Source organism: [Clostridium] aerotolerans DSM 5434 (genome assembly GCF_000687555.1).
GTDB classification, from domain to species: Bacteria; Bacillota; Clostridia; order Lachnospirales; family Lachnospiraceae; genus Lacrimispora; species Lacrimispora aerotolerans.
Window position 1 is genome coordinate 375,726 of record NZ_JHWJ01000002.1, and the last position, 24,966, is coordinate 400,691.

Annotated in this window: 22 protein-coding genes; 6 read left to right on the top strand and 16 right to left on the bottom strand. The window is 42.9% G+C overall.

The window, feature by feature from the left end:
* Window positions 1-6: 6 nt before the first annotated feature.
* Window positions 7-420: a phage tail terminator family protein gene (locus T546_RS0104515; protein ID WP_026890598.1), complete on the bottom strand. Its 414-nt coding sequence runs from the start codon at window positions 418-420 to the stop codon at window positions 7-9.
* 64 nt (window positions 421-484) lie between these two features.
* On the bottom strand, window positions 485-715 hold the full coding sequence (locus T546_RS0104520; RefSeq protein WP_026890599.1) for a hypothetical protein: 231 nt from the start codon (window positions 713-715) through the stop codon (window positions 485-487).
* 136 nt (window positions 716-851) lie between these two features.
* Between T546_RS0104520 and T546_RS24505 the strand changes: the two genes are divergently transcribed.
* The 3 genes from T546_RS24505 (at window position 852) to T546_RS0104535 (ending at window position 2,075) form a co-directional block, all read left to right on the top strand.
* Window positions 852-1,334: a helix-turn-helix domain-containing protein gene (locus tag T546_RS24505; protein WP_051629601.1), complete on the top strand. Its 483-nt coding sequence runs from the start codon at window positions 852-854 to the stop codon at window positions 1,332-1,334.
* 25 nt (window positions 1,335-1,359) lie between these two features.
* Entirely contained in the window at window positions 1,360-1,815 is a 456-nt protein-coding gene (locus tag T546_RS0104530) for an ImmA/IrrE family metallo-endopeptidase (RefSeq protein WP_026890600.1), read from the top strand.
* A 95-nt stretch (window positions 1,816-1,910) separates the two neighbouring features.
* The gene (locus tag T546_RS0104535) at window positions 1,911-2,075 is read left to right on the top strand and encodes a DUF6774 domain-containing protein (RefSeq protein WP_330371856.1); all 165 of its coding nucleotides are present in this window, start codon (window positions 1,911-1,913) and stop codon (window positions 2,073-2,075) included.
* Window positions 2,076-2,271: 196 nt separating this feature from the next.
* Here T546_RS0104535 and holA read toward each other — a convergent pair whose 3' ends face one another.
* The 11 genes from holA to gap all read right to left on the bottom strand — a co-directional run bounded on the left by holA (window position 2,272) and on the right by gap (window position 17,049).
* Window positions 2,272-3,243, bottom strand: a complete 972-nt coding sequence (gene holA / locus T546_RS0104540) for a DNA polymerase III subunit delta (RefSeq protein ID WP_026890602.1) — start codon at window positions 3,241-3,243, stop codon at window positions 2,272-2,274.
* 43 nt (window positions 3,244-3,286) lie between these two features.
* A complete protein-coding gene (locus tag T546_RS0104545) occupies window positions 3,287-5,647 on the bottom strand; it encodes a DNA internalization-related competence protein ComEC/Rec2 (protein ID WP_026890603.1) in 2,361 nt (786 codons plus the stop codon).
* A 53-nt stretch (window positions 5,648-5,700) separates the two neighbouring features.
* Window positions 5,701-6,705 (bottom strand): GerMN domain-containing protein, encoded by a 1,005-nt coding sequence (locus T546_RS22835; RefSeq protein ID WP_051629603.1) that lies wholly within the window; start codon window positions 6,703-6,705, stop codon window positions 5,701-5,703.
* Window positions 6,706-6,721: 16 nt separating this feature from the next.
* Window positions 6,722-8,164, bottom strand: a complete 1,443-nt coding sequence (locus T546_RS0104555) for a sensor histidine kinase (RefSeq protein WP_026890604.1) — start codon at window positions 8,162-8,164, stop codon at window positions 6,722-6,724.
* Window positions 8,165-8,192: 28 nt separating this feature from the next.
* Window positions 8,193-9,059 (bottom strand): DegV family protein, encoded by an 867-nt coding sequence (locus T546_RS0104560; protein WP_026890605.1) that lies wholly within the window; start codon window positions 9,057-9,059, stop codon window positions 8,193-8,195.
* 12 nt (window positions 9,060-9,071) lie between these two features.
* Window positions 9,072-10,853: an ABC transporter ATP-binding protein gene (locus T546_RS0104565; RefSeq protein ID WP_026890606.1), complete on the bottom strand. Its 1,782-nt coding sequence runs from the start codon at window positions 10,851-10,853 to the stop codon at window positions 9,072-9,074.
* An 8-nt stretch (window positions 10,854-10,861) separates the two neighbouring features.
* Window positions 10,862-12,106, bottom strand: coding sequence for a hypothetical protein (locus tag T546_RS0104570; RefSeq protein WP_026890607.1), 1,245 nt, complete (start codon window positions 12,104-12,106; stop codon window positions 10,862-10,864).
* Between the two features lie 154 nt (window positions 12,107-12,260).
* Entirely contained in the window at window positions 12,261-13,799 is a 1,539-nt protein-coding gene (gene gpmI / locus T546_RS0104575; protein WP_026890608.1) for a 2,3-bisphosphoglycerate-independent phosphoglycerate mutase, read from the bottom strand.
* 95 nt (window positions 13,800-13,894) lie between these two features.
* Entirely contained in the window at window positions 13,895-14,647 is a 753-nt protein-coding gene (gene tpiA, locus T546_RS0104580) for a triose-phosphate isomerase (protein ID WP_026890609.1), read from the bottom strand.
* Between the two features lie 65 nt (window positions 14,648-14,712).
* On the bottom strand, window positions 14,713-15,924 hold the full coding sequence (locus tag T546_RS0104585) for a phosphoglycerate kinase (protein ID WP_026890610.1): 1,212 nt from the start codon (window positions 15,922-15,924) through the stop codon (window positions 14,713-14,715).
* 93 nt (window positions 15,925-16,017) lie between these two features.
* The gene (gap, locus tag T546_RS0104590) at window positions 16,018-17,049 is read right to left on the bottom strand and encodes a type I glyceraldehyde-3-phosphate dehydrogenase (protein ID WP_026890611.1); all 1,032 of its coding nucleotides are present in this window, start codon (window positions 17,047-17,049) and stop codon (window positions 16,018-16,020) included.
* A 422-nt stretch (window positions 17,050-17,471) separates the two neighbouring features.
* Between gap and T546_RS0104595 the strand changes: the two genes are divergently transcribed.
* Genes T546_RS0104595 through sdaAA form a run of 3 tightly spaced genes read left to right on the top strand, consistent with a single transcriptional unit; the run spans window position 17,472 to window position 19,890 of the window.
* The gene (locus T546_RS0104595; protein WP_026890612.1) at window positions 17,472-18,269 is read left to right on the top strand and encodes a histidinol-phosphatase HisJ family protein; all 798 of its coding nucleotides are present in this window, start codon (window positions 17,472-17,474) and stop codon (window positions 18,267-18,269) included.
* A 30-nt stretch (window positions 18,270-18,299) separates the two neighbouring features.
* Window positions 18,300-18,959 carry an L-serine ammonia-lyase, iron-sulfur-dependent subunit beta gene (sdaAB, locus tag T546_RS0104600; protein ID WP_026890613.1) on the top strand — a complete coding sequence of 220 codons (660 nt, stop codon included), beginning with the start codon at window positions 18,300-18,302 and terminating at the stop codon, window positions 18,957-18,959.
* Window positions 18,960-19,011: 52 nt separating this feature from the next.
* Window positions 19,012-19,890 (top strand): L-serine ammonia-lyase, iron-sulfur-dependent, subunit alpha, encoded by an 879-nt coding sequence (gene sdaAA / locus T546_RS0104605; protein ID WP_026890614.1) that lies wholly within the window; start codon window positions 19,012-19,014, stop codon window positions 19,888-19,890.
* Between the two features lie 303 nt (window positions 19,891-20,193).
* Here sdaAA and argH read toward each other — a convergent pair whose 3' ends face one another.
* From argH to T546_RS0104620, 3 genes are read right to left on the bottom strand one after another with little or no spacing between them, the layout of a single operon-like run.
* Window positions 20,194-21,567 carry an argininosuccinate lyase gene (gene argH, locus T546_RS0104610; protein WP_026890615.1) on the bottom strand — a complete coding sequence of 458 codons (1,374 nt, stop codon included), beginning with the start codon at window positions 21,565-21,567 and terminating at the stop codon, window positions 20,194-20,196.
* Window positions 21,568-21,594: 27 nt separating this feature from the next.
* Complete coding sequence (locus tag T546_RS0104615; protein ID WP_026890616.1) at window positions 21,595-24,492, bottom strand: YfhO family protein; 2,898 nt, start codon at window positions 24,490-24,492, stop codon at window positions 21,595-21,597.
* Window positions 24,493-24,507: 15 nt separating this feature from the next.
* The gene (locus tag T546_RS0104620) at window positions 24,508-24,933 is read right to left on the bottom strand and encodes a GtrA family protein (protein WP_026890617.1); all 426 of its coding nucleotides are present in this window, start codon (window positions 24,931-24,933) and stop codon (window positions 24,508-24,510) included.
* Between the last annotated feature and the right edge of the window lie 33 nt (window positions 24,934-24,966).

The following is a 24,966-nucleotide window of genomic DNA, read 5'->3' on the forward strand; positions in this document are numbered from 1 at the left end:
CCTCTTTCAATTTAGTTCTATGTCTTCCATGGATTCTTCTGCCTTGGCAGATTTTAAGACATGTATTTGATACTCTGTGAGGAAGTTTAAGTATCTTTCCTCATTTTTTGCTGTTCTCATACTTCCTCTGATTAAAGAACCGTCAGTTGTTGTTATGTATTCCAGGTTGTCCATTAATGCATCCAGCACATTGTTTCTTTCTCTGATAGCATCTCGGGACTCTTTGGGGTAATACATGATGGAAATGCTGATGTTTCGTAAATAGCGATTTCCATTGACCGGCTTTTCTTCTGCCTGGGTGATCCTTACCTCAAAATAAGGACCGATCTCCCCCTCCCCCAAGGGGTCTGCTGAGACTTTTGTTTCTGGGAATAAGTCACCAAGCTTTTTCATAACTGCATCCAAAATTTCGTTATACACGTATGCCCTCCTTTGCCATGCTGCCACTTGTTATTCGGGCCTTTTGTTCTCCATCTTCTTAACTTTATGTAGTCTTATTGTCTACATCGTCAGTAAAAAAAATTTCCTCTTTCTTTTTCAACGACGTAATCTTAAGAAGCTGGCACAAGCTTTTAATTTCTCCGGCCTTAAATTGGCTTTCATTGTTCATCTTTCGATGAAAACCATAGCTGGATAACCCCAGCTCCGCTGCTATCCACCCTTTTTTCAGACCGGACCGTTTGATTTCTTCTTTCAGCCGAACCGTATCCGTCATACCTGCCCTCCCTTGCTGTAGTCATTTCGTCTACATTGTTATAATACTCCTATGTTTCACTTTTGTCAACAGTGTTTCATAAATTTGTTGAACTTTTATCTACAATGTGGTATAATATCATTATGGAGGTGATCCTATGGAAATAGGTCAGATCATTAAACGGAGGCGCGAGGAGCTTGGCATTTCCCAGGAGGAACTGGCGTTAAAGGCAGGCTACAAATCCCGCTCTTCCATTAATAAAATCGAGGTCGACGGCCGGGGTCTTCCCCAGTCAAAGATAGAAGCGATTGCAAAAGCATTAAAGACCACCCCCACTTATTTAATGGGCTGGGAGAATGATACTGCTTCTGCGTTCGATTATGTCAATAACTGTTTTGGTACCGATGCCGGTGAGATGTTACAGAATTTCAACCGCATGAATGAAAAGGGTCAAAAAGAAGCGTTAAAGCGTGTCAGGGAAATGGTACACATACCTGAATACATCAAAGAGCCAAGTAATATAAGAACCATTAGTCCTAAGGACAAGTCTTATCTTTTACCCGTGGCCTCTCATGAAAGAACGGACATAGAAGTGACCGAAGACATGAAGAGACACGATGATGCATTTTTTGATGAATAAAATTAACTCGCTGGGGTGATTTATTTTGAATTATGAAGCATTGATTGAAGAAGCTGAATTAGTTGGAATTACGATTAAAGAAAGGCCGCTAAAGGCCAATGATGGCCGGATCATGGGGGAGAAAATCCTGATCCGGCAGAATATGCCGGACTGCAAAAAGGCCTGCGTCCTGGCAGAGGAACTTGGACATTATTACACCACCGTAGGAGATATTTCAGATCAGTCTGAAGTTTCCAATCAGAAGCAGGAACGAACTGCAAGACTTTGGGCCTATAATAAGATGATTACTTTAGACAAACTGGTAGCGGCTAAGGATGCGGGATGCCGAAATGGTTATGAGATTGCAGAATATTTAGATGTAACCGAAGATTTTTTATATGAAGCCATTCATTGCTACCAGGCAAAGTACGGCAAGGGGTTCCAAAAGGACGATTACCTGATTCTTTTTGAACCATTTAATATTTATAAGTTAATGGATTGAGGCATGTTCTCTCTCCTCACAGGGTTTCGCTACATATACTATCCCGAGGTGATGTCTTTATGCAGTCCTGTGAACTTGTCTTGTTCATATCCTCTTTGGCGTGTTGTATTGCCAAAGACAAGACCGATGAGGAAATCGCACTGCTGAGCTGCATTTTTTCACAGCTTGGTGACACCCTGGGAACAATCTCCGCGCAGGAAGCTTTATGCTGCAATGATGATGATGACGATGATGACGATCCTTGCTGTTGTGAAGATTAAGACTAGAGGCTTGTGTCGATAAGAACACGCCTGAAAAGCAGCTGTTACAAAACAAATTGTGATAGCAATGAATACTTAAATATAATACCACCGACACGAAAATACGCCTTGAAGCGGAACTTTAAAGTAGTATGCTCCCAATCAAAAGAGCACTACATACCTAAGACCAATCAAGACGTATTTTTTGTGAACTTCTTTAATATTTACTGGTAATCAAAAGCTCCACTGCCATTCGATCTCCCAAACGTCCGGTTTTTACCGATTCTTCCGCGTCCACGCAAAGATCAACATAGGAAAGAATCGCCTCCTTGGAAAATGATCTTGCCTGGGGCATCAGCTTTCCTGCGGCAAAGGGAGGAATCTTAAGCTTGGAGGCAATACCGGCTTTATCAAGCCCTTTTCCCATCAGCTCCTTTACCTGTAATAACTGATTAAACTGTCTTGCGATGAGAAACAGGATCCTCATCGGAGGCTCCTTTAAGGTCAGCAGATCCTCATATAAATCCATGGCTTTTCTTGTCTGTCTGTTTACGATGGCAGCTACCATATCAAAAATCTTATTGGTGACCCGCTCGGTACAAATCGTCTCCACATCCTGAGCCTCAATGACCTCACGGCCTAAGGTATAGCTGATCAGCTTTTCTAATTCCATCTTGATATTTTCCATATCATCTCCGGTTTTATGGAGAAACAGTTCCATGGTATTTCCAGTGATTTTTTTCCCTTCTCTGGCAAGAATGGTGCCTGCCCATTTGGAAAGCTGGTTTAAATCCTGACGCTCCATTTCACAGGCATATCCGATTTCCTTCACCTTTTTGAACATCTTGCTTCGCTTGTCCACCTCTGATTCCACAAATATAATACAGGTGGTTTCCGGAACCTGAGGCAGATAAGAGGACAGTTCCTCTGAAGGACTCTTAAAAAATCCGCTGTCCTCAACAAGAATCAACCGCTTATCCGCAAAAAAAGGCATGGTATCTGACAGGCTGATAAGCTCCTTCACATCAATTCCTTTTCCTTCAAACTGGTTGAAATTAACGGTATCTCCTTGTGTGATGGTAGCCTTCAGCTGATTTTTATAGCTGTTCTTTAAAAATACTTCTTCCCCATATAATAAATAAACCGGTTTAAAACGGTTTTCTTTCATATCCTGAGCTAACGTCTGCATGGTATATCCTCTCTTCTTTCCTTCTATTATTATACCCATAGAATTACTCCTCGTCAACGAAGCCGGAAAAATGTATGTCTTGTCCGTCAGTCCATAGACGAACTGCTCCGCTTTTAGCCGTTTCAAATACACGGATCCGCCTCTCTTCCAGTCGATCCATTACTTCCTGATGAGGATGACCGTACGTATTATTTTCCCCATAGGAAATGACTGCCCAACTGGGAGAAACTCCGTCAAGAAATGGGCCGCAAGATGAATATTTAGATCCATGGTGAGCCGTTTTCAGCACATTGATCTGAGATAATTGGCTCGTGTAACGCTCCAAAAGCTGCATCTCTCCTTTTTCTCCCATATCTCCGGTAAATAACATATGACAATCCCCAAAGTCCATCTTTAGTACTTCAGACTGTTCATTTACATTATCAGGAGTATCCTTAATTTCTGGATAAAGGCATGAAATCTTTAACCCTTCCACTTGAAATGTCTCTCCAGCAGCTATATATCCTACTTTCGTTCCTCTCCTGTTTGCCAGTGACTCAAGGTTTTGTATTGCTTCATCTTCTTTTCCGTGGTAAGGAAGCAGGATGGTTTTAATGGATATATCTTTGCTTTCTTCCAGCAGAAAACGGACACCACTGATGTGATCCAGATCTCCATGGCTGACAAAGGCATAGTCAATGGCTGGAACCCCCAGGTTTTTAAGACACGGCTCCAGGGTATATTGACCAAGAGCCTTTTTTGATGAACTTCCCCCATCTATGAGCACGGAAGAGGTTCCGGTGCGAAGAAGAATGCCATCCCCCTGCCCTACGTCCAGGAAAGTAGCTTCCAAACCATTTACGGGCGCAGGTTTAAAGAACAGGATACCAAGTCCATAGATAAAGAATAAAAGCAACAGGCGTATTGAGGTAGAACGAAACCTTGGTTTTTCTTCCTTCTCCCCAAGGTTTGTATTAGTTGTGATAGAAAAGAGAATAAAGAGAGCTGATAAAAAGAAAAGATAGGCTAGAATCCGCTTAGAATCTGGTCTTCCAAAGGTCAGATTATAATAGGGAAGCTTTTCCATACATCTGCAAGCAAACTCGTAAAAAATAAGAATGTAATTTCCCAGACCTGCCGCCGCTGTTCCAAGAATGGGGCAGATACTGCCTATAAAGATGACGGCCAGACCAGAATATACCACCGCATCCATAAGAGGTATGGCTATAAAATTTAGTAAGATACCGTAGAGGGGCAGCTGATAGAAATGATAAAGAATAACCGGAAGTGTGGCTAACTGTATGGCAATGGATGTGGCTATCCCCTTCACAAGTGGTCTGTCATCCCCCACCCATTTGACCATCATTGGCATGATTCCTCCAATGGCAAACACGGCTCCAAAGGATAACTGCACACCTCCCTGCATCAGCATTAGTGGAGATTGAAGCCCTAAAAGAAGGAGGGCTAAGGCTGCAGAGCAAAGAAGATCATAAGTCCTTCCGAGATAAGATGCTAAAAATGCTATGACCATCATAATTACGGCTCTTAAAACAGAAGGTGAACCTCCGGTCAGGATTCCATAAAGAATGACTACCACAGAACTGATCCCTCCGGCAAAACCGTAGGAAAGTCCAGTTTTTCTAAGTATCCGGTAAAAGAAAAGTCCGATTACCGACATATGCATTCCGCTGATAGCTAAGAGATGGGCAATGCCATTCTTCTGATAAAGATCATTGATCTCCTTTGGTATTCCTTCCTTATCTCCAATGACAGCGGCTACAAAAATTCCGGCTTCCTTTTCCCCTGTAAGTCTGTAGAAAATTTCAATGATCCACAGCTTTACCTGACGGATTCCTTCAAGAACAGGATCCTTTCGGCTATCCAGGATGAAAATTCCTTCGCCATATAGCTTCATATCCAGATCCATTACCTGATAGAAGGATTTAGAATCAAACTCACCTGGATTTCTGGCTCTGGAAAAAAGATCTCCCTCACCTCGAATCAAGACCTTCTGTCCCACTAAAAGTGTCTGAAGGCCAGCACAATTGCCTCGTTTCTCCCGCTCAGAGATATCCTTTACCGTCACCATAAGGCCATTCACGGATAAGCCCTCGCCGCTTCGTTTCCCTTTATCCCCCAGCTTCCAGACCTGGTTATCCTTACATATGACCTTTAAGGTTCCATCTTTTTCTTCCAGAGTTGTGATTCTTCCCTCCGCTTCCACAAATGCCTTCGAAAGGCTTTTGGCGCATTCCTCTCTCCTTGTCCAGTCTTTGTCATATTTACAAGTCCAGGCCATACCCAGATAGAAAAAAATGAGAGGCACAAACACCCAACGGGTATCTTTGCCTCTCCAATAACCATAAAGAATCATTCCGGCAGCAAAAAAAGCCGGAATCAAAAGCCATGATGTCAGAGCCAGCAAAGCGGCAGTCTCTCCAAGTACAAATCCCCCTGCGATCAGACATAATGGGCGTTTTATTGTTGTTTTCCTCCTGTTTCGGTTTCCGTTTCCCCTTCTTTCTCTGTTCCTGCATTCTCCGCGTTAAAATCAAGGTTACGCTCAAACAGCTGATTTAAGGAAATGGAATCCCGGAACATAAATTCTTGAGAGCCATTTACCGTAATCTGCACCTTGTTTATAGAGGTCACAGCAGCCAGCGAGTTTACGATGGAGTAAATCGGAATGTACTCTTTCACTTCCAAAGTATTATTTAAAAATGTAGAATCAAAATTAATATAACAAACATTATCGTTTACTGATACATTTAACAGCTTTGTTTCTTTGGGCAGCGTGGGATTCATTCCCACACGGCTGGGACCGGCAATGAGCTGTTCTACAATCAGCTTCTCCAAAGAGGTATTCACGCTGTGGACCACCTCTCTCGTCTCCCTTTCCAGCTTATCCCCTGTGCTATTTGCAAAATACAGCACAAGCTCTGTCTTTTCATAGGAGTTCACGTTGCTGATGTTATCAATAAAATCTGAGTTGGCCATGGGCCTGACTGGACTTCCTGCGCTATCCATAAGGGGCTGGTCTGCGGTGTAGACTGCAACATAATCTACTCCCTTAATCTGGGTCAGTGTCCTTACCAGGGACGCTCTGCAAAGAATCTCCCTGGTGCTGTTCATCATGGAATAATTGTTGTCAAAATACAGATAAAGGACCTTATCCTCCAGCTTGTATTTTTCAAATCCTACCTTGTCCGGAACAGCGGCCTGACGGTCCAAATCCTTTGGTACCGTTTTTAACTGCTCCATGAGTTTTACGATTTCCCAATCTAACTGGGTATCATCACTTTCAGACGTTTTCTCCGGCATGGTATAATCCTGAGGCTCCAGCCTCGTCATTGCCGAATTTAAGTAATAAATCTTATATACATTACCAGTAGTATCTCCTCCTATATCCCTTCTTCCCTTGCATCCTGTCAAGATGAGAAGGCAGACCAGGAGGAGAAATACCATAAATTTTTGTTTCTTCATATGACTCCTCCTGTTTCTATGAAATATAGGTAAGAGGAATTCGCACCGTAAAGGTTGTTCCCTCTCCGTCCTTACTTTGTAGCTTTAAGGCTCCCTGGTGCATTAATATAATCTTCTTCGTAATGGAAAGGCCAAGGCCGGTACCGCCGGTTTCTCTGGATCTCGCTTTATCTACCCGGTAGAACCGTTCAAATACATGCTCCTGGAATTCCTCCGGGATACCGATGCCGGAGTCAGCCACCTTAACATAGAAAAACTTGTGGTCCGCATCCAAGGTTACACGAACCCAGCCGCTTTCAATATTATACTTAATGGCATTTTCCACAAGATTACTGAGAGCCAGGGACAGCTTCATCTCATCTACATCAGCCGTCACCTCACGGATGCTCTCAAAAATCAGCTCCACATTTCGTTTTCCTGCAATGGGTCTCAGCCTTTTTAAAATCAGCTCCAAAAGCCCATTGATATTCACCTGGGCGATGTTCAAATTCCCCCCAGATGTCTTATCCATTCGAACAAGAGCCAGCAGGTCGTCGATGATCTTGCTTTCCCGCTCGATTTCCACAGAAATATCACCCATGAATTCCCTGTAAAGCTCCACCGGAGCATCCTCCATCCCTATGAGAGAATCTGCAAGCACCCGAATGGAGGTAATAGGCGTTTTAAGCTCATGGGAAACGTTAGATACAAATTCTTCCCTGGACTGGTCCACTGCTTTTAGCTTCTTTAAGGTCTGATTGATGGAATCTGTAATTTCCATGGTCTCTTTGTATGCATGAGAGCTGATTGGCTCATCCATATTTCCTTCGGAAGCACGATTTAACAGACGTTGAAGGTCACGAAATGGCTTCATAACAAGCTTAGCCAAAATGACCGCTATAATGGCCAGAATGGATATAATCATTATATTCAGTAAGGATCCTTTTTCCGATACCTGGGAAACCCGGTTAAGAAGATCTTCCGTGGAAGCAGTTACTATCATGACACCGTCAATCTCTTTATCCTGACTGTTGGAATAGATTGGAATGGTAAGAGCAGAATATCGCTTTTCAGAATTGTATTTATTGCTGTTTTCCCCTCCAAAGCACCGAATCACCTCTTCTGACACATTAATCTTACCAAGAGATAAGGAAAATGTATCTCCAATGATCCGAAAGCTCCGGTTTACAATCACGATTCTTCCATTAAACATGTCTGCTTTCACAGACATCTCATTATCCAGGAGAGGATCCTTTGGTTCCGAGGTAAGATATCCGCTCCTGGTCATCTTATTGCTTAAAATCCAGCACTGGTTCTGAATATCCTGCATTCTGGAATCAATGAGATTCTGCTTATAAGAGCCCAGCATCACCGGACTCTGAATAAATACAGGTATACTGCCAATGAGCAAAAAAGCAAGAATTAAGGTGGCTCTCAGGCTAATGGTGTGTTTCATTTTAAAAAACTTTAACGGAAACATCGTCCCGCACCTCCTATATGATCTCCTGTCATAGTTCCAGCTTTTTTGTGCAGGTGATAGCAAGAGCACCAGGGCCAATATGGCAGGAAATGCTTAAGGATAAATGATCCACATAAATCTCACCAGTCTCTGGAAAAATTTCTTCCAGCTCCTGTTTAAACTCCAGGGCAGCTGCCTCATTATGGGAATGAACCACAGCTATGCTGGTACGAATCCCTTTGGGGTCTCCAAAGCGTTCTTCCATATCCTTTTTGGCGGCGGTGATCATCATGGTCTTAGCCTGTTTTGTGGTTCTTGCCTTTGCAAAGGCATCCAGCTTCTCTCCCTGGATGGTAAGAACTGGTTTGATACGGAGAAATGAACCAAGAAGGGCGGCTGCCGGGGTGATTCTCCCACCCTTTTTTAAATATTCCAGGGTATCCAGAGTAATATAGATAGTGGATTCCATCTTCGTTTCTTCCAGTTTTTCTTTAATGGCGCTGCCGCTCATTCCAGCATCCGCCATTCTTTTTGCCTCCAGGGCTGACTCTCTTAATGTAACGGAAATTCTCTGGTTATTGACGACAAACACCTTACCCTCGTAATCTTCCGCAAGCATCATAGCAGTCTGGCAGGAACTGCTTAAACCGCTTGACATGGGAATATGAACCACTTCATCGTATTCTTCCAAAAGCTTATTCCAGACATCCATAAGGTCTGCAGGAGACGGCTGTGAGGTGGAAATATCTACTCCCTCCTCCAGCTTTTCATAAAATTCATCTTGAGTTAATGTGATATCTTCATAATATGTCTCTCCGCCCATCATAAAAGGCATTGGTATCACATGAATTCCAGCTTCCTCTCCCTGCTTTTGGGTGATTCCGCTGTTGCTGTCCGTTAATATTGCTACTTTCATTTACGTTCTCCTTTATTCCTCTAACTCAGCTTCCGCCCCTGCATCCTTTACAGAGGTATAAAGCTGATAATACATGCCCTGCTTATCAAGAAGCTCTTCGTGGCTTCCTTCTTCTATAATTCTGCTGTCTGACAGAACCAGGATCCTGTCAGCATTCTGTATGGTTGTGAGGCGATGGGCAATGGTAAGAGTGGTACGTCCTGTTGACAAACGCTCCAGGGACTGAGATACCAGGTGCTCACTTTCATTATCCAGAGCTGAGGTAGCCTCATCAAGAATCAGAACCGGAGGATTCTTTAAAAATACTCTGGCAATGCTGATTCTCTGCTTCTGTCCTCCAGAGAGCTTAACCCCTCGCTCTCCTACGTAAGTATCATAACCATCCTTTAAGCCCAGAATGAATTCATGGGCTCCTGCAAGCTTCGCTGCCTCATACACGGCTTCCCTGGACGCACCTGGGTGACCGTATTCAATATTTTCAAAAACAGTACCGGAAAACAGGTATACATCCTGCTGGACCACACCCACTGCATTACGCAGGCTCTCCAGCGTCACTGTTTTTATCTCCTGACCGTCGATCCATATGCTTCCTTCTGTTGGATCATAAAAGCGGGGAAGGAGGTTGCATAATGTAGTCTTTCCACCGCCGGAAGGGCCGACCAAAGCGACCTTTTCCCCCGGTCTAATGGACAGATTAATATGGCTAAGTACCGGATTGTGATCATCGGGATATTCAAAGGAAACATTTTTAAATTCAATGCTGCCCTTTACGTCATGAAGAGGAAAAGCTCCTTCCTCATCAAAAATGTCCACATCTGCATCCATTAACTCCATGAACCGCTCAATACCTGTCATACCTCTCTGGAACTGCTCCGCAAACTCAATGATTCTTCGTATGGTGGAAAGAAGAGCGGTCACGTAAAGAGTATAAGCCACTAAATCTCCTGGTTCAATCAGGCCCTTGATCATAAAAAGACCGCCTGCAACAATAACTACCACATACATCAGGCCGTCAAACATGCGAATGGTATTCTGGAATGCAGCCATGTATTTGTAGGTTTTCCTTTTGATTTTAAGGAACTCCATATTGTCCTGAGTAAACTTTTCTATCTCAATCTTTTCGTTGGCAAATGCCCGGACTACCCGGTTACCAAGAAGACTGTCTTCAATTCTTGCATTCAGCTCACCAATATGATTTCTCTGATGCTTAAAGGCCCGTTTTACCTGAAGATTAAAGTAGATACAGGAAGCCCCCATGACTGGAATCAAAGTGAAAATAAGTACAGTCAGCGGCAGGTTAATTCTTGATAAAATAATAAATGAAACCACTGTCTTTAAAAATGCAATGAAAAACTCCTCCGGACAATGGTGGGAAAACTCTGTTACTTCAAATAAGTCACTGGTGATTCTGGACATGATCTGTCCGATTTTTGTGTTATTAAAATAGTTATCAGATAGCTTCTGCAAGTGGGAAAAGGCATCCTGCCTCATGTCTGTCTCTATGGCGGCTCCCATAACATGACCTGTATATGCCATATAAAAGCTGGCCAACCCATCAATGATTCTAAGGCCAAAATAAACGAGGCCAATGGTTACAATGGTCTTAGCAGATAAAGAAGCCAGATCCCGAAGGCCCTGATTTGTAATGTAGCGTAAGATAAGCGGTAATACCATCTCACAGATGGTTGTCAGTGATGCACAGAACAAGTCCATAATCATCACTTTCGTATATTTCCTATAGTAAGGCACAAAGCGTTTCAGCAATACGCCTGTCTTCATCTCATTTTCTTTCATATAATCCTCTACTCTGTAATTCGAATGCTATTAATCAGTTTCAAAGCCCAATCCTTTTCTCCCGGGCTTCTGCTGATAATATTTATGTTCATGCGTTGATCCCCGTAAATTACCTGGGCTGACACCCCATAGAGAATTTCTCCCTTTTGATCCTCCGGTTCATAAAATGCAGCACGGGCTCTTGCTTCCCCCACATTAAAATCCATGAGTTCTTCTACCGTTCCCTGTTCAAACCACTGCTTTTTAAATTCCGCCTCCCGTCCTTCAAAAACGGCAGCATAAATATAATAATCATGTCCCCCATACTTAGGACCATCATAATAATGATCCATGATTCCCTGATCCACTTCATCGTATAAGAAATTTCCAGGCAATCCAAAGGTCATGCTTCCAATCTTACGGTAAACCATATGCTTCCTGCATCCAATGGAATTCTCAGACAAAAGTACTGCATCCGTAACCTCCACCGGCGTATGGTGATCAAGGCTGCATACCTCTAAATATTCCTCTTTGGGAAATGGAATTTTATCATCCATGGATCTGGCTGTTTCCAGAAGCTTTATAATCTCACGGTTGATCTGTTTATCCAGCCTGCTCCGCTCGGAAGGCATATAATAGCAAAACTGATTAAGCAGTACCAGTGCACTGTTTCGATAGAACCAGGCATCCTTTTCTATTTCGTTCCACACAAAAAAATCTCTGGCAAATGCAACGCTTAGGCCGGAGTTTGCCATGCCCTTTAATTCTTTGAATGAAAATGCCCGGATATGGGTAATCAGTTTTTCTTCCTGTCTCTCCGGTATGTAATAGACCGCAGGCCAGCAAAACAAATATTCTTCGTCTTCATCCCATCTGGATACAAGATCCACCAGATCCGAAAACCACTGATAGAAATATTTCTGGCGCATGGCAAGAAAATCTCTTTTTACAAAATACCCCGTACGGTCCTCAACCTTTAGCTTAAGTTTTTCCTTCCCTGCAAGCCGCTCCAGAAATTCTATGACAGCAACATGAAAGCCTGGTCCGGCAATATTCGTCTGGCTTTCCCCCTGCAGCTTATTCTTGTTCCATTGAAACCAGATGAAACCTTCCGGACAGAGCTGGACCAGTAAAAAACCTTCCATCCGATAGCAATGATACCCCATTTCCTTTATCAGGCTTTTCGTCATTCGCTCCGCATTTTGGGCATTCCAGTTCACCCCGGAAAATATTTTTTTCTTTGGTTCCAAAGTAAATCTGATACGAATACTCATCTGAAACCCTTCCTAACATATCTTTATCTATTCTATCGTATTTCTGTTAGAAATGGAAGCCCAAAACGAATCTGGACAGATATAATTTTCCAGGCAGTGAAAGGAGGGCTCTCCAGATTCCCCTGGAAAGCCCTCTGTTTTACTATGCTATGCTTTATTTTACAAGCAATGATTTTCCTGTCATCTCCTCTGGCTGCTTCATTCCCAAAAGTTCAATGAGAGTCGGAGCAATATCTGCAAGGCATCCGCCTTCTCTCAGCTTATAAGAAGGATCCGCATTTACCAGAATGAATGGCACTGGATTTGTGGTATGAGCCGTAAATGGTTCTCCGGTTTCATAATCCAGAAGCTGCTCTGCATTTCCATGATCCGCGCAGATAAATAATACGCCGCCAGTTTCCTTAATGGCATCAACCGTCTCGCCAACGCATGCATCCACGGTTTCAATGGCCTTAATGGCAGCAGCCTCGATTCCTGTATGACCAACCATATCCGGATTTGCGAAGTTTACAATGATCACATCGTATTTACCGGAACGAATGGCACCTGTAAGCTTTTCACAAACAACTGGAGCGCTCATCTCAGGCTGTAGATCATAGGTGGCAACCTTTGGTGACGGAACTAAAATCCGGTCTTCTCCTTCGTTTGGCTCTTCCACACCGCCATTAAAGAAGAAGGTTACATGGGCATATTTCTCAGTCTCTGCAATTCTAGCCTGAGTCATATGGTTGTCAGCGAGGAACTGTCCAAAGGTATTATTAATGGATTCCTTCTTAAATGCCACCAGCTTATTTTTAATGGTCTCATCATAGTTGGTAAAGCAGACAAAGGTCAGATCAAGGCGTTTTTCTCTCTCAAATCCCTTAAACTCGTCGTCACAGAACGCTCTTGTCAGCTCTCTTGCACGGTCAGGACGGAAGTTAAAGAAGATTACAGAATCATGGTCTGATACGACTGCCAGCGGTTTTCCGCCTTCTGTTACTACAAGGGGCTCAACAAATTCATCGTAAACTTCCTTATCATAAGAAGCCTGGATTCCAGCTACTGCAGATTCAGCATGATTTCCTTCTCCCTTAGTGAGCGCACGGTAAGCACGCTCTACACGATCCCAGCGGTTATCACGGTCCATGGCGTAGTAACGGCCAGATACAGATGCTACTTTGCCTACTCCAAGCTCTTTCATCTTCGCTTCCAGTGCCTCTACAAAGCCTTTTCCGGAAGCAGGAGGAGTATCACGGCCATCTAAGAAGCAGTGTACATAAACGTTTTCAAGTCCGCTTCTTTTTGCCAGCTCAAGTAAGCCGTAAATGTGGGTATTATGGCTGTGTACACCACCGTCTGATACCAGTCCCCACATATGAAGAGCGGAGTTATTCTTTTTACAGTTTTCAACAGCCTGTAAAAATTCCTTTATTTCAAAGAAATCGCCGTCTGCGATAGATTTTGTTATTCTAGTCAGCTCCTGGTATACGACGCGTCCGGCACCCATATTTAAATGTCCTACCTCTGAGTTGCCCATCTGTCCATCTGGAAGGCCAACAGAAAGACCGCTTGCATATCCTTTTACATAAGGACACTGACTCATTAACTGGTCCATGATGGGAGTTCTTGCTTCACAGACAGCATTATGGTCACAGTTATCATTTAATCCATAACCATCAAGTATCATTAATACAACTGGTTTTTTGCTCATAACTAGTTTCTCCTTTTCATTATGCTTTCACAAAACAGATGTTGAGAAAAAAACTGCCGACTCATGGCATTATCATATGGAGTCGGCAGCATTCTTTATTTGTTATAATTAACAATGGAACCAAACTCTGGCTTTAAGGAAGCCCCTCCAACCAAACCGCCGTCAATGTCAGGCTGTGCAAACAGCTCAGGTGCGCTGGCTGCAGATACGGAACCGCCGTACTGAATTCGAATGGCAGCAGCGGTTGCTTCGTCATAAATCTCACCGATGCAGACACGGATGGCACTGCAGACCTCCTGAGCCTGCTCAGTCGTTGCTACCTTGCCGGTACCAATGGCCCAGATTGGCTCATAAGCGATGACTGCTTCTTTTGCCTGAACTGCGGTTACATTTAAAAATGCAATCTTGATCTGCTGACGGATCCAGTCAAGTGTGATGCCCTGCTCTCTCTGGGTTAAGGATTCTCCGCAGCATACGATTGGTGTAATGCCATATTCAAATGCCTTTAATACTTTTTTATTTACCGTCTCATCGGATTCTGCAAAGTATTCTCTTCGCTCGGAATGACCGATTACCACGTATTTAACTCCTGCATCCTTTAACATAGCAGGAGAAATCTCACCGGTGTAAGCTCCCTTATCCTCATAATACATGTTCTCAGCACCAATATTAATATTGGAACCCTTTGCTGCTTCCATGGCCGGAATGATATCAATGGCCGGCACACAGAAAATAACATCCACCTCGTCGTTTGCTACCAGAGGTTTTAATGTATTTACAAGCTCAACCGCCTCGGTTGGCGTCATATTCATCTTCCAGTTTCCTGCTATGATTTTTTTTCTAGACATACGATTACCCTTCCTTTTTCTACACTCAAAGCCCGGACGCTCACCGCCCGGGCCGGTATCTTTTCTTATTTGTTGTCAGCAGCTGCTACGCCTGGCAGTTCTTTTCCTTCCAGGAACTCTAAGGATGCACCGCCACCAGTAGAGATATGAGTCATCTTATCTGCAAATCCAAGTCTCTTCACTGCATTTACAGAGTCACCACCGCCGATTACGGTAGTTGCATCGCTGAGTGCTGCAACAGAACGGCATACCTCTAAGGTACCTTCTGCGAAATTGGAGAACTCGAAAACGCCCATCGGTCCGTTCCATACAACGGTCTTAGCGCCTGCTAATGCGTCTTTGAAAAGTTCGATGGACTTTGGTCCGATATCAAAGCCTGACCAGCCTGCTTCAATGGTCTCAACTACTTTTCTCTCTGTATCGTTAGAGAATTCTTTACCAATTACGTTATCAACCGGAAGAAGAAGCTTTACGCCTTTTTCTTTCGCTTTTTCAATCATCTCCAATGCATAATCAAGCTTATCTTCTTCACATAAAGAATTGCCGATTTCTTTGCCCTGGGCTTTTGCAAAGGTATAAGCCATACCACCGCCGATGATTAAAGTATCAACCTTATCAAGCAGGTTATTGATTACGTTGATCTTATCAGAAACCTTAGCTCCTCCCAGGATAGCCACGAAAGGACGTACCGGATTCTCAACTGCCTGACCTAAGAATTTGATCTCTTTTTCCATCAGGTAACCAACTACGTTGGTGGATGTATACTTTGTTACCCCTACGTTGGAGCAGTGAGCTCTGTGGGCGGTACCAAATGCATCGTTAACAAAAATGCCGTCGCTGAGTGCTGCAAGTTCTTTTGCATAAGCTTCTGCACTCTCGTCTTTGCCATATTTTGTTTCTTCCACTCTGTAACGGGTATTCTGAAGTAAAAGAACTTCACCGTCCTTTAATTCAGCAGCAACCTTTTGAGTCTCAGGTCCTGTTACCTGTGGATCGTTTACAAATTTAACTGTCACACCAAGTCTCTCGCTTAATGCAGGAGCTACTGGCTCTAATGATAACTCTGGAAGTGGCTCTCCCTTTGGTTTTCCTAAATGAGAGCAGAGAATGACTCTTGCGCCCTGGTCCAATAATTTCTTTATGGTCGGAATAGCTCCGTCAATACGGTTAAAGTTCTGGATCACTCCATCCTTTAACGGTACATTAAAATCGCAACGAACTAATACTTTCTTTCCCTGTAATCCGGATAAATCGTCAACTGTTTTCTTATTAAGCATGCTAATAATGCTCCTTTCCATTATGGTGTATACAATATAATTACAAAATAATAAAAGGGCCCGGTCCTCAACGACCGGACCCTTCTTGGATCATTAGCCTAATTCAGCAAAGTACTTAATTGTACGAACCATCTGGCTTGTATAGGAATTCTCGTTGTCATACCAGGAAACAACCTGTACCTGATATAAATCATCACCGATCTTGGAAACCATTGTCTGAGTGGAATCAAACAGAGAACCGAATCTTGTACCGATAACATCAGAAGATACGATCTCGTCTTCGTTGTAGCCGAAGGACTCACTAGCTGCTGCCTTCATAGCTGCATTAATTCCGTCTTTTGTTACGTCTGCGCCCTTAACAACTGCTGTTAAGATTGTAGTGGAACCTGTAGGAACCGGAACACGCTGAGCGGAACCGATTAACTTGCCGTTTAACTCAGGAATAACTAAACCGATTGCTTTTGCAGCACCAGTAGAGTTAGGAACGATGTTTGCAGCTCCTGCTCTTGCTCTTCTTAAGTCGCCTTTTCTGTGAGGTCCGTCAAGGATCATCTGATCACCAGTGTAAGCATGAATGGTGCTCATGATACCAGACTGGATCTGTGCATAATCATTAAGAGCCTTAGCCATAGGTGCTAAGCAGTTAGTTGTACAGGAAGCAGCAGAGATGATCTTGTCATCAGCTGTTAATACGTTCTCATTTACGCTGTAAACGATGGTAGGAAGATCGTTGCCTGCTGGAGCAGAGATAACAACTTTCTTAGCGCCTGCATCGATATGAGCCTGAGACTGTGCTTTAGAGCAGTAGAAACCGGTACACTCTAAAACTACATCTACACCAATTTTACCCCAAGGAAGGTTTGCAGCATCTTTCTCAGCGTAAATTTTAATGTTCTTACCATCAACAGTGATAGAATCTTCAGAAGCTTCAACTGTATGAGCATTCTCGCCGTAGTATCCAGCGTATCCACCCTGTGCAGTGTCATATTTTAATAAATGTGCTAACATCTTTGGATCTGTTAAATCGTTGATTGCTACTACTTCATAGCCTTCTGCGCCAAACATCTGTCTGAAAGCAAGACGGCCAATACGTCCGAAACCATTAATTGCAACTTTTACTGCCATAATTCAATTCCTCCTAAGAATAAAATTAATGTGATTGTTAAATAATAATCAACTACCTTTTATTTTACCTAACATCCCAATAAATAGCAAGTCCTTTTTTTATTTTTATCTTTTCCTCAAGTGCTGTTTGCCCTCTTCCTAAATAGGGGAAAAAGCCTTGTAAAAAGATCATTTATTCCCATAAGTGATGGATAAATATGATAAAAAGACTTATCTTATCCTATTATAAATCCGCTTTTCTTAATTATACATATTATTATGAAAACACATATTTTTTATTCCTTTAGCCTAACTATTATTTTCTTTTGATTTTTGCAATATTTGTAAACTTTTGTCTTAATTTAAATAAAACAGCCGGTTCTGTCCGTTGCTTTTCTACCCTTCATTGATTATAATTAATTTACTTTTGAAAGGAGACCTTCATGCTTCCAGATTATCATTTTCATACTATTTTTTCAGGAGACTCCGAAACACCGGTGAGGGAACAGCTGAATCAGGCCATTGCGCTTGGTATGAAATCCCTCTGTGTTACAGACCATCATGACTATGATGTGGATTCCCCCATAGATTTTACCCTCGATTTAGACCGGTATTTTGAGACCATGATCCGGTTAAGAGAGGAATATAAAAACAGGCTGGAGCTTCGCATTGGCATCGAACTTGGACTCCAGACTCATTTAGAAGAGTATTTTAACAATCTGCTGTCAGCCTATCCTTTTGATTTTGTCATCGGCTCCACCCATTTCGTCAATCGGAAGGACGCCGTCTACCCGGAATTTTTCCAGGGAAGAACAGAGGAAGAAGCATATCTTCACTATTTCCAGGTCACACTGGATAATGTAAAGAATTTAAGTACATTTGACGTGGCAGGGCACTTGGATTATATTGTCAGGTATGGCCCTAATAAGGCTGATTTTTATAGCTATCATACGTATCAGAATCTTTTTGATAAGATTTTAAAAGCCATCATTGAAAATGGCAAAGGAATTGAATGCAACACAGCCGGATACCGAAAAGGAATTAACCAGCCAAATCCAGCACCAGAAATTATAAAGCGCTACCGGGAGCTGGGGGGAGAAATCATAACCATCGGTTCGGACGCACATATACCGGAGGATTTAGGAGCAGATTTTCACAGGGCAAAAGAGCTTCTTCGTTCTGCCGGATTCACCTATTATACGGAATTTAAAGAACGCAGGCCGGAATTTAAGCCTTTATAAACATACGAGAACCAGAATTGGAGAAAAATTATGAATGTATTTGACATCGTTGGTCCTGTTATGATCGGCCCTTCCAGCTCCCATACTGCGGGCGCTGCCAGGATCGGAAAAACAGCCGCTATGCTTTTAGGCGCTCCCATTGCCAAAGCGGATATCCTGTTTCACGGCTCATTTGCCAAAACCTACAGGGGACACGGTACGGATAAAGCCATCGTCGGCGGTATTTTAAAAATGGATCCCTGGGATCCGGGAATCAGAACGAGCATTGAAACCGCAGAAAAAATGGGCATTGAAATCATTTTTCGGACCGGAACCATTGAAAATGCCCACCCAAACACAGCACGGATTACCCTGACTTCGGAGAAAGGAAAAACCATTTCCGTACAGGGGGCTTCCATTGGGGGAGGCAACATTGTTATCACCAAGGTAAATGATATGGAGGTTTATTTTACCGGGCAGAAGACAACCTTAATCGTCATGCACCAGGATGTCCCAGGAATCATTGCTCACGTGACCAACCTGGTGGCAGCAGGAAATGCCAACATCTGCAATTTCCGCTTAAACCGGGAAGAAAAGGGAGGCCTGGCCATTATGACCCTTGAAATGGACTCTGATTTCGATAGTTCTCTGGTCAAACAGGTGAAAGCCATTCCTTTTGTATATAATACCATACTATTAAAATTAAATTGATCTCTGTTTCTTTATCAAACCTAACAGGGACACAGTCATTTAGGAGAAACTCATGAAACTGAAATACAACTCTGTGGAAGAACTGGTTAACGCAGCACTCTCTTCCAACCAAAAAATCTCACAAATCGTTCTTACAGAACAGGCGGAGGATATGGAGCTTTCCGAGGAAATGGTTTACGAAACCATGGAAAAAAGCTTCGATGTCATGAGGCAGTCCGTTGAAAATGGAATGGATGCGGATCTCCGCTCTCCCAGCGGATTATCGGGAGGAGCTGCTGCTAAGCTTAAAAAAGCAGTGGATGAAGGCCGGAATCATTATGGCCATCTCCTTGGAAATGCCATCAGTATGGCTCTTGCGGTAACAGAATACAACTCCTGTATGGGACAGATTGTTGCGGCACCAACTGCCGGTTCCTGCGGTGTCATACCAGCGGCTCTGATTTCTGTCCTGGAGGAATATAAGCTTCCAAAACGTGACATTGTCATGGGATTATTCACCGCCTCTGCCATCGGTATGGTCATTGCCAAATGCGCCAGCATTGCAGGTGCAGAAGGAGGCTGTCAGGCCGAAGTAGGCTCTGCATCAGCCATGGCTGCTGCGGCTCTTACAGAGATTTTTGACGGCACACCGGAGATGGTTTCCGACAGCTGTGCCATTGCTCTAAAAAACACCATGGGACTTGTCTGTGACCCGGTGGCCGGACTGGTAGAGGTCCCATGTATTAAACGAAATGCCATGGGAGTTGCCAATGCCTTTACCGCCTCTGAGCTGGCGCTGGCCGGAATTAAAAGCGTGATTCCTGCCGATGAAGTTATCATGGCCATGAAAAAGGTAGGAGAACAGATGTCACCGTCTCTTAGAGAAACGGCAGAAGGTGGACTTGCCGCTACTCCTACTGGATGCAGACTTTGTAAAAAGATTTTTGGTTAATTACTATTAATACAAAAAAGCCTGCTGGAAAGGAATTTTTGAACTTACCTACAACAAGTTAGATTCTTAGGTCTAACTTGTTGTGATACAGCTCAAACTCCTTACTCCAGCAGGCTTTTATCATATATCTTTTTCTTATATCGCTTATCTTTTATTTCTTATCTTTATTATATAGTGTTAAATATTGTCTTATACATGTAGGTTTAAAGCTGCTTAGAAGTACCACCGCATATAGCGCATATAGCGTATACCTCTCATACAATTTTAATCTTCTACTCTATTAATCCTCTACTCTTTTAATCTCTATGCTTCCAGCTTCTTTTTATAAATTTCAATCACCTTTTTCATTGCTTCCTGGCCAGGAGCGCCGATGGTCATTCTCTTTTCCACACATGTCTTTAAGCTGATAGCATCATAAATATCCTGTTCAAATACCGGGCTGATTGCCTTGTATTCTTCCAGAGTCATATCATCAAGCGCAATTCCTTTTTCAATACAGAAAAGAACCAACTGACCAACGATTCCATGAGCATCCCGGAAAGGAACACCGTGGTTAACCAGATAATCTGCTGCATCGGTAGCATTGGTAAAACCATTCTTTGCACTGGCTTCCATAACATCTTTACGGAAGGACATGGAAGAAATCATGCCTGTAAACAGGGCAAGACAACCTTTAACTGTATCAATGGCATCAAAGGTCAGCTCCTTATCTTCCTGCATATCCTTGTTATATGCAAGAGGGATTCCCTTCATGGTAGTGAGAATGGAAACAAGAGCACCATACACTCTTCCTGCCTTACCACGAATCAGCTCCGCAATATCCGGATTCTTCTTCTGAGGCATTATACTGCTTCCTGTGCTGTAGGAATCATCGATCTCCACGAACCGATACTCATTGGTATTCCAGATAATGATTTCCTCGCAAAATCTGCTTAAATGCATGGCAATGGTAGACAAAGCGCTTAATAGCTCAATGAGATAATCCCTGTCTGCAACAGAGTCCATACTGTTTAAGGTAGGGCCGTCAAAGCCAAGAAGCTCTGCCGTGTATTCCCTGTCTAAGGGATAGGTTGTACCTGCAAGGGCACCAGAACCTAAAGGACAGTAGTTCATCCTCTTTCTGATATCAGAAAGACGGGAAAAGTCCCGGTCGAACATTTCAAAATAAGCACCAATATGATGGGCAAGGGTAATTGGCTGAGCCTTCTGCAAATGGGTGAAGCCAGGCATATAAGTATCAATATGCTCCTCCATCACCTTTAAAAGCTCTGTTAAAAGGCCTTTTACCAGACCGGATAATTCATCGATCTCATCTCTGGTGTAGAGCTTCATATCAAGTGCGACCTGATCATTACGGCTGCGTCCGGTATGAAGGCGCTTTCCGGCTTCTCCGATTCTCTCTGTTAAAACAGCTTCCACAAAAGAATGAATGTCTTCATGCTCTGCTGTAATTAAAAGAGTTCCATTTTCAAGGTCTTTCCGAATCCCCATGAGCCCGTTAACAATGGCATCCCTGTCTTCCTCTGTAAGGATTCCCTGCTTTGCAAGCATTTTCACATGTGCCATGCTTCCTTCAATATCCTGGTGGTAGAATTTCTGGTCAAAGGATATGGATGCGTTGAAGTTGTGTACCAGCTGATTGGTTTCTTTTGTGAAGCGTCCGCCCCATAATTTCATAATCAAATCTCCTCTTTTCGCTGTAAGTTAATTGTGTACCCGCATGGGATGATGTTTCTTCCTTTTTCTTAAGGAGATGCCTGCGATCACGAGAAGGATCAGAACACTTCCCAATGTTATGGCTCCGCCAAGCTTTAAGCCCTGAGGCATATATTCCAGTGTGATTTCATGCGTTCCTGCTGTCATGTGCACACTTAAAAAGGTGTCAAATATTTTATAGGAATCCACTTTTTTGCCATCCAGATATATGGTCCAGCCCTTATCATAAGGAATGCTTAAGAACAAAAGACCTGCCCGGTCAGCATTCACAGTGCCCTTAATCTGAGTATCAGACCATTTCGTAAGGGTTAAGGAATTCTTATTTAAGATATCGTAAATCGATTTAAGCCCCTCCGGACTAAAGCGATAGGCAACTGCAATCAGATCCTGCTCATTGTCTTCATTATTAATGGTGACCTTTTCTCCTGCCTTAGCAGTTCCAAGCTCCAGAAGATATCCACGGCTTACATTATCAAAGCTCTTTGATCGTTCGCCGATAAATGCATTTACCTTTTCCACCTTTTTATTGCTGACGTAAACGTAATAATCTCCCTCTTCCTCAGGGGTAAATGAGAAGCTGGTTCCTTTAATCTCACTCGGCACTTCTGTCAGCACAGGACTGGCTCCTAAGACCACGGAGAGATCATTTTGCACCTCTGCTGGATTAGTGAGATTCAGCTGCCAGTTATTTTCCACATCATAAGGCATCATAAAGCCCAGGGACAATGCATAATTGTTCTGGCGCAAATACATATCCTCTTCGTTAGAAAGCGGTGTAGAAATGGTATCTCCCTCTTCTGGTTCTTCTGAATAGAGGGCATATTTAACTGCAAACAGGGCATCCACTAAAGGGGTACTACCCGTAATACTGTAGGCATTGGTGGAGCTTTCACAGCCAATCTTTTTAAAGAACTTGGATAAATCCGCGTTGGCTGTGGAGGAGAATAAGGAAACCGTAGGAAAGTGAAGCCACGCTCCGTCATTCTTTGTTTTACGGTCTACTTTTTCCACCCGGTAAAAGGTATCGTTTGGCATTAAGCTTGCAGCCAGCTTCATGGATGATTCATTGTCTTTTACATAACTGGTCCGGCTTGTGGTCGTCACACTGGTTACTGTAGTATTAACCGCAGCTTCCAGGGCTACTACGCCAAGAGCTACCAAAACAAGTACATTACGATTGAATCCTTTCTGGTAGAGATGAATCAGCCCTGCATAAGCCCCCAGGAATAAGAGGGCCACGTAAAAGATGGAAAAATGAAAGGCATCGTCCGTAATCAGCTTCTGAGCCATTAATACAAAGATCACGGAAGCAAAGAAGGATATCACAACATGTTTCCACGGTGTCTGATGAAGGTGAGTATAAGCATGGTAGCACACAGCCAGCATGAGAAATATATAAATAAATGACTGTCTGCATGGAAGGCTGTTGGGATAATGAAATCCATGCCAGATAAAGTTTAAAATATTGACTGAGAAACTTGCAAAAAAGAAAAGAAGGAGTGAGCACATAACAATCTTATCTTTTCTTTTAATCTTTGAACTGCCCAGATACAATAAAAAGAACATAAGAACTGCAACGCCGCAGTATATATTGGGCCAGTGGTCAAGTCCGATCTCCGTTTCCACTGCCGGCAGATGTCTGGCAATCATATCAAAGATGGAGAAATAGGAACTTATGGTCTGTGGGAAGTTAAAGTCACTGGAAGCGGTCATCTGAAGGGCATAAATCTCCGGCAGCAGGACAGCCGCGGAAAGACCTCCGGCCAAAAGAGAAAATAAGGCAAAATGACAGGCGTTAACAAAGACTTCCTTCCATGGCCGTCTTCCTTCTAAAATAAGAAGAACTACAAAATAGAAGACCATAAAAATACATATCATAATCGATATGTAATAATTCGATATAATTGATAAGCCAAGAGTTATACAATAGAGAAAGCATTTCTTTTCTTTTACCAGTCTCTCAAGTCCCAGCATGATGATGGGGAATAAAAGAATGCAGTCCAGCCACATAATATTCCAGCTGTAAGCTGCCATATATCCGGAAAGAGCATAAAAAATACCAAAGAATGCGATTCCAAAATCATTGGTTTTAAAGTGCTTTCTTAAATACCAGGAAAAGCTTAAACCGGAAAGACCGATCTTCAGTACGATCATATAGGTCATGAACTCAATGACCGAATTTTTCGGACAGAATATCAACAGCCAGTTTAATGGGCTTGCCAGGTAATAAGCATAAAGGGCTGCAAAATTCACACCCATTCCAATATCCCAGCTATATAAAAGACTGCCTCCATGGGTCAGCTTGTACCGGAACTCAGAAAAAAACGGCGCATACTGGTGATACATATCCGTTCTTAAAAAGCTTTCTTCCCCAAAAGGGAAAATCCCTCTCTGGGCGAATATGATGACCATAACGATCATGGGCACAAAAAAGGCAGCCAAAAGTCCATCCACAGGCCGCACCAGGGTAGTACTAGACCGTCTTTCCCTTACCAGGCCTTTCCGCTCCGGTCTCTGATCTTCATCATCCATATCCGTTTCTTCTATTATAATGTCCTCTTCCATGAAATCCTCTGCCATATCTTCTTCATAAGTATCCTCTTCAAAAGGATCCTCTGATTCTGCCAAAGGCTTCTTCGTATCTTTTAAATCGTTTTCATTATCATCAGATTCTGATGGACCTTCCTCATACAATTCCTCCATACCTTCCACCGGCACAAGCAAATGGATTTTGGGAGGATCTATAAGCTCTGGATCCATCTTCTGGTTGTTCTCGTTCTCTTTCAAATCTGTTTCCCCTGCTGTATTTTCTTTTTCATCTGATGTCATCTTTAGCATATTCTCAAGTTCTTTTGATATTTTCTCAATCTCGTCATCGTGTTCCATTTCATTTACCTCTCTTTACAGGGGTTTTTCCTCACTGCTTCGGAATATGAAAAGTTTGCTGAATACATAGTTTGCTACCACTACTACTACGGATACCAGTACTTTACTTACATATTCATCCATATTGAGCCAGGAAACCATAATCACCATCAGAACCAATTCTATGACGCCTGATGCTGCTCTGCACGTGGTAAAGGATATGACTTCCTTTATCACAAAACTAAGATGCATGTCATAGCTTTGAAAAACAAAAATTTTATTTACAACATAGGCAAACAGAACGGATATGACCCAGGCTGCTGCTGTTGCGATTCGATAATCTACGCCGGTTTTTACCATCATGCCATAGACTACCCAGTTCACAAGGGTTGTCAAGACTCCAAATATCAAATAAGAAATGACTTCACGGCTCATGAATTTATGCCATATTTTCTTTAACATTTCTTTTTCTCCTGTAAAATTACATTTCCTCTA

Excerpts from the sequence above, each read along its gene's own strand:
- T546_RS0104520 (WP_026890599.1), bottom strand. The coding sequence starts at position 715 with ATGACGGATACGGTTCGGCTGAAAGAAGAAATCAAACGGTCCGGTCTG.
- T546_RS24505 (WP_051629601.1), top strand. The coding sequence starts at position 852 with ATGGAAATAGGTCAGATCATTAAACGGAGGCGCGAGGAGCTTGGCATT.
- holA (WP_026890602.1), bottom strand. The coding sequence starts at position 3,243 with ATGCAGACGTTAGCTCAGGATATGAAAGAAAACCGTTTTAAACCGGTT.
- T546_RS22835 (WP_051629603.1), bottom strand. The coding sequence starts at position 6,705 with ATGAAGAAACAAAAATTTATGGTATTTCTCCTCCTGGTCTGCCTTCTC.
- T546_RS0104555 (WP_026890604.1), bottom strand. The coding sequence starts at position 8,164 with ATGTTTCCGTTAAAGTTTTTTAAAATGAAACACACCATTAGCCTGAGA.
- T546_RS0104560 (WP_026890605.1), bottom strand. The coding sequence starts at position 9,059 with ATGAAAGTAGCAATATTAACGGACAGCAACAGCGGAATCACCCAAAAG.
- T546_RS0104565 (WP_026890606.1), bottom strand. The coding sequence starts at position 10,853 with ATGAAAGAAAATGAGATGAAGACAGGCGTATTGCTGAAACGCTTTGTG.
- T546_RS0104570 (WP_026890607.1), bottom strand. The coding sequence starts at position 12,106 with ATGAGTATTCGTATCAGATTTACTTTGGAACCAAAGAAAAAAATATTT.
- gpmI (WP_026890608.1), bottom strand. The coding sequence starts at position 13,799 with ATGAGCAAAAAACCAGTTGTATTAATGATACTTGATGGTTATGGATTA.
- tpiA (WP_026890609.1), bottom strand. The coding sequence starts at position 14,647 with ATGTCTAGAAAAAAAATCATAGCAGGAAACTGGAAGATGAATATGACG.
- T546_RS0104585 (WP_026890610.1), bottom strand. The coding sequence starts at position 15,924 with ATGCTTAATAAGAAAACAGTTGACGATTTATCCGGATTACAGGGAAAG.
- gap (WP_026890611.1), bottom strand. The coding sequence starts at position 17,049 with ATGGCAGTAAAAGTTGCAATTAATGGTTTCGGACGTATTGGCCGTCTT.
- T546_RS0104595 (WP_026890612.1), top strand. The coding sequence starts at position 17,472 with ATGCTTCCAGATTATCATTTTCATACTATTTTTTCAGGAGACTCCGAA.
- sdaAB (WP_026890613.1), top strand. The coding sequence starts at position 18,300 with ATGAATGTATTTGACATCGTTGGTCCTGTTATGATCGGCCCTTCCAGC.
- sdaAA (WP_026890614.1), top strand. The coding sequence starts at position 19,012 with ATGAAACTGAAATACAACTCTGTGGAAGAACTGGTTAACGCAGCACTC.
- argH (WP_026890615.1), bottom strand. The coding sequence starts at position 21,567 with ATGAAATTATGGGGCGGACGCTTCACAAAAGAAACCAATCAGCTGGTA.
- T546_RS0104615 (WP_026890616.1), bottom strand. The coding sequence starts at position 24,492 with ATGGAACACGATGACGAGATTGAGAAAATATCAAAAGAACTTGAGAAT.
- T546_RS0104620 (WP_026890617.1), bottom strand. The coding sequence starts at position 24,933 with ATGTTAAAGAAAATATGGCATAAATTCATGAGCCGTGAAGTCATTTCT.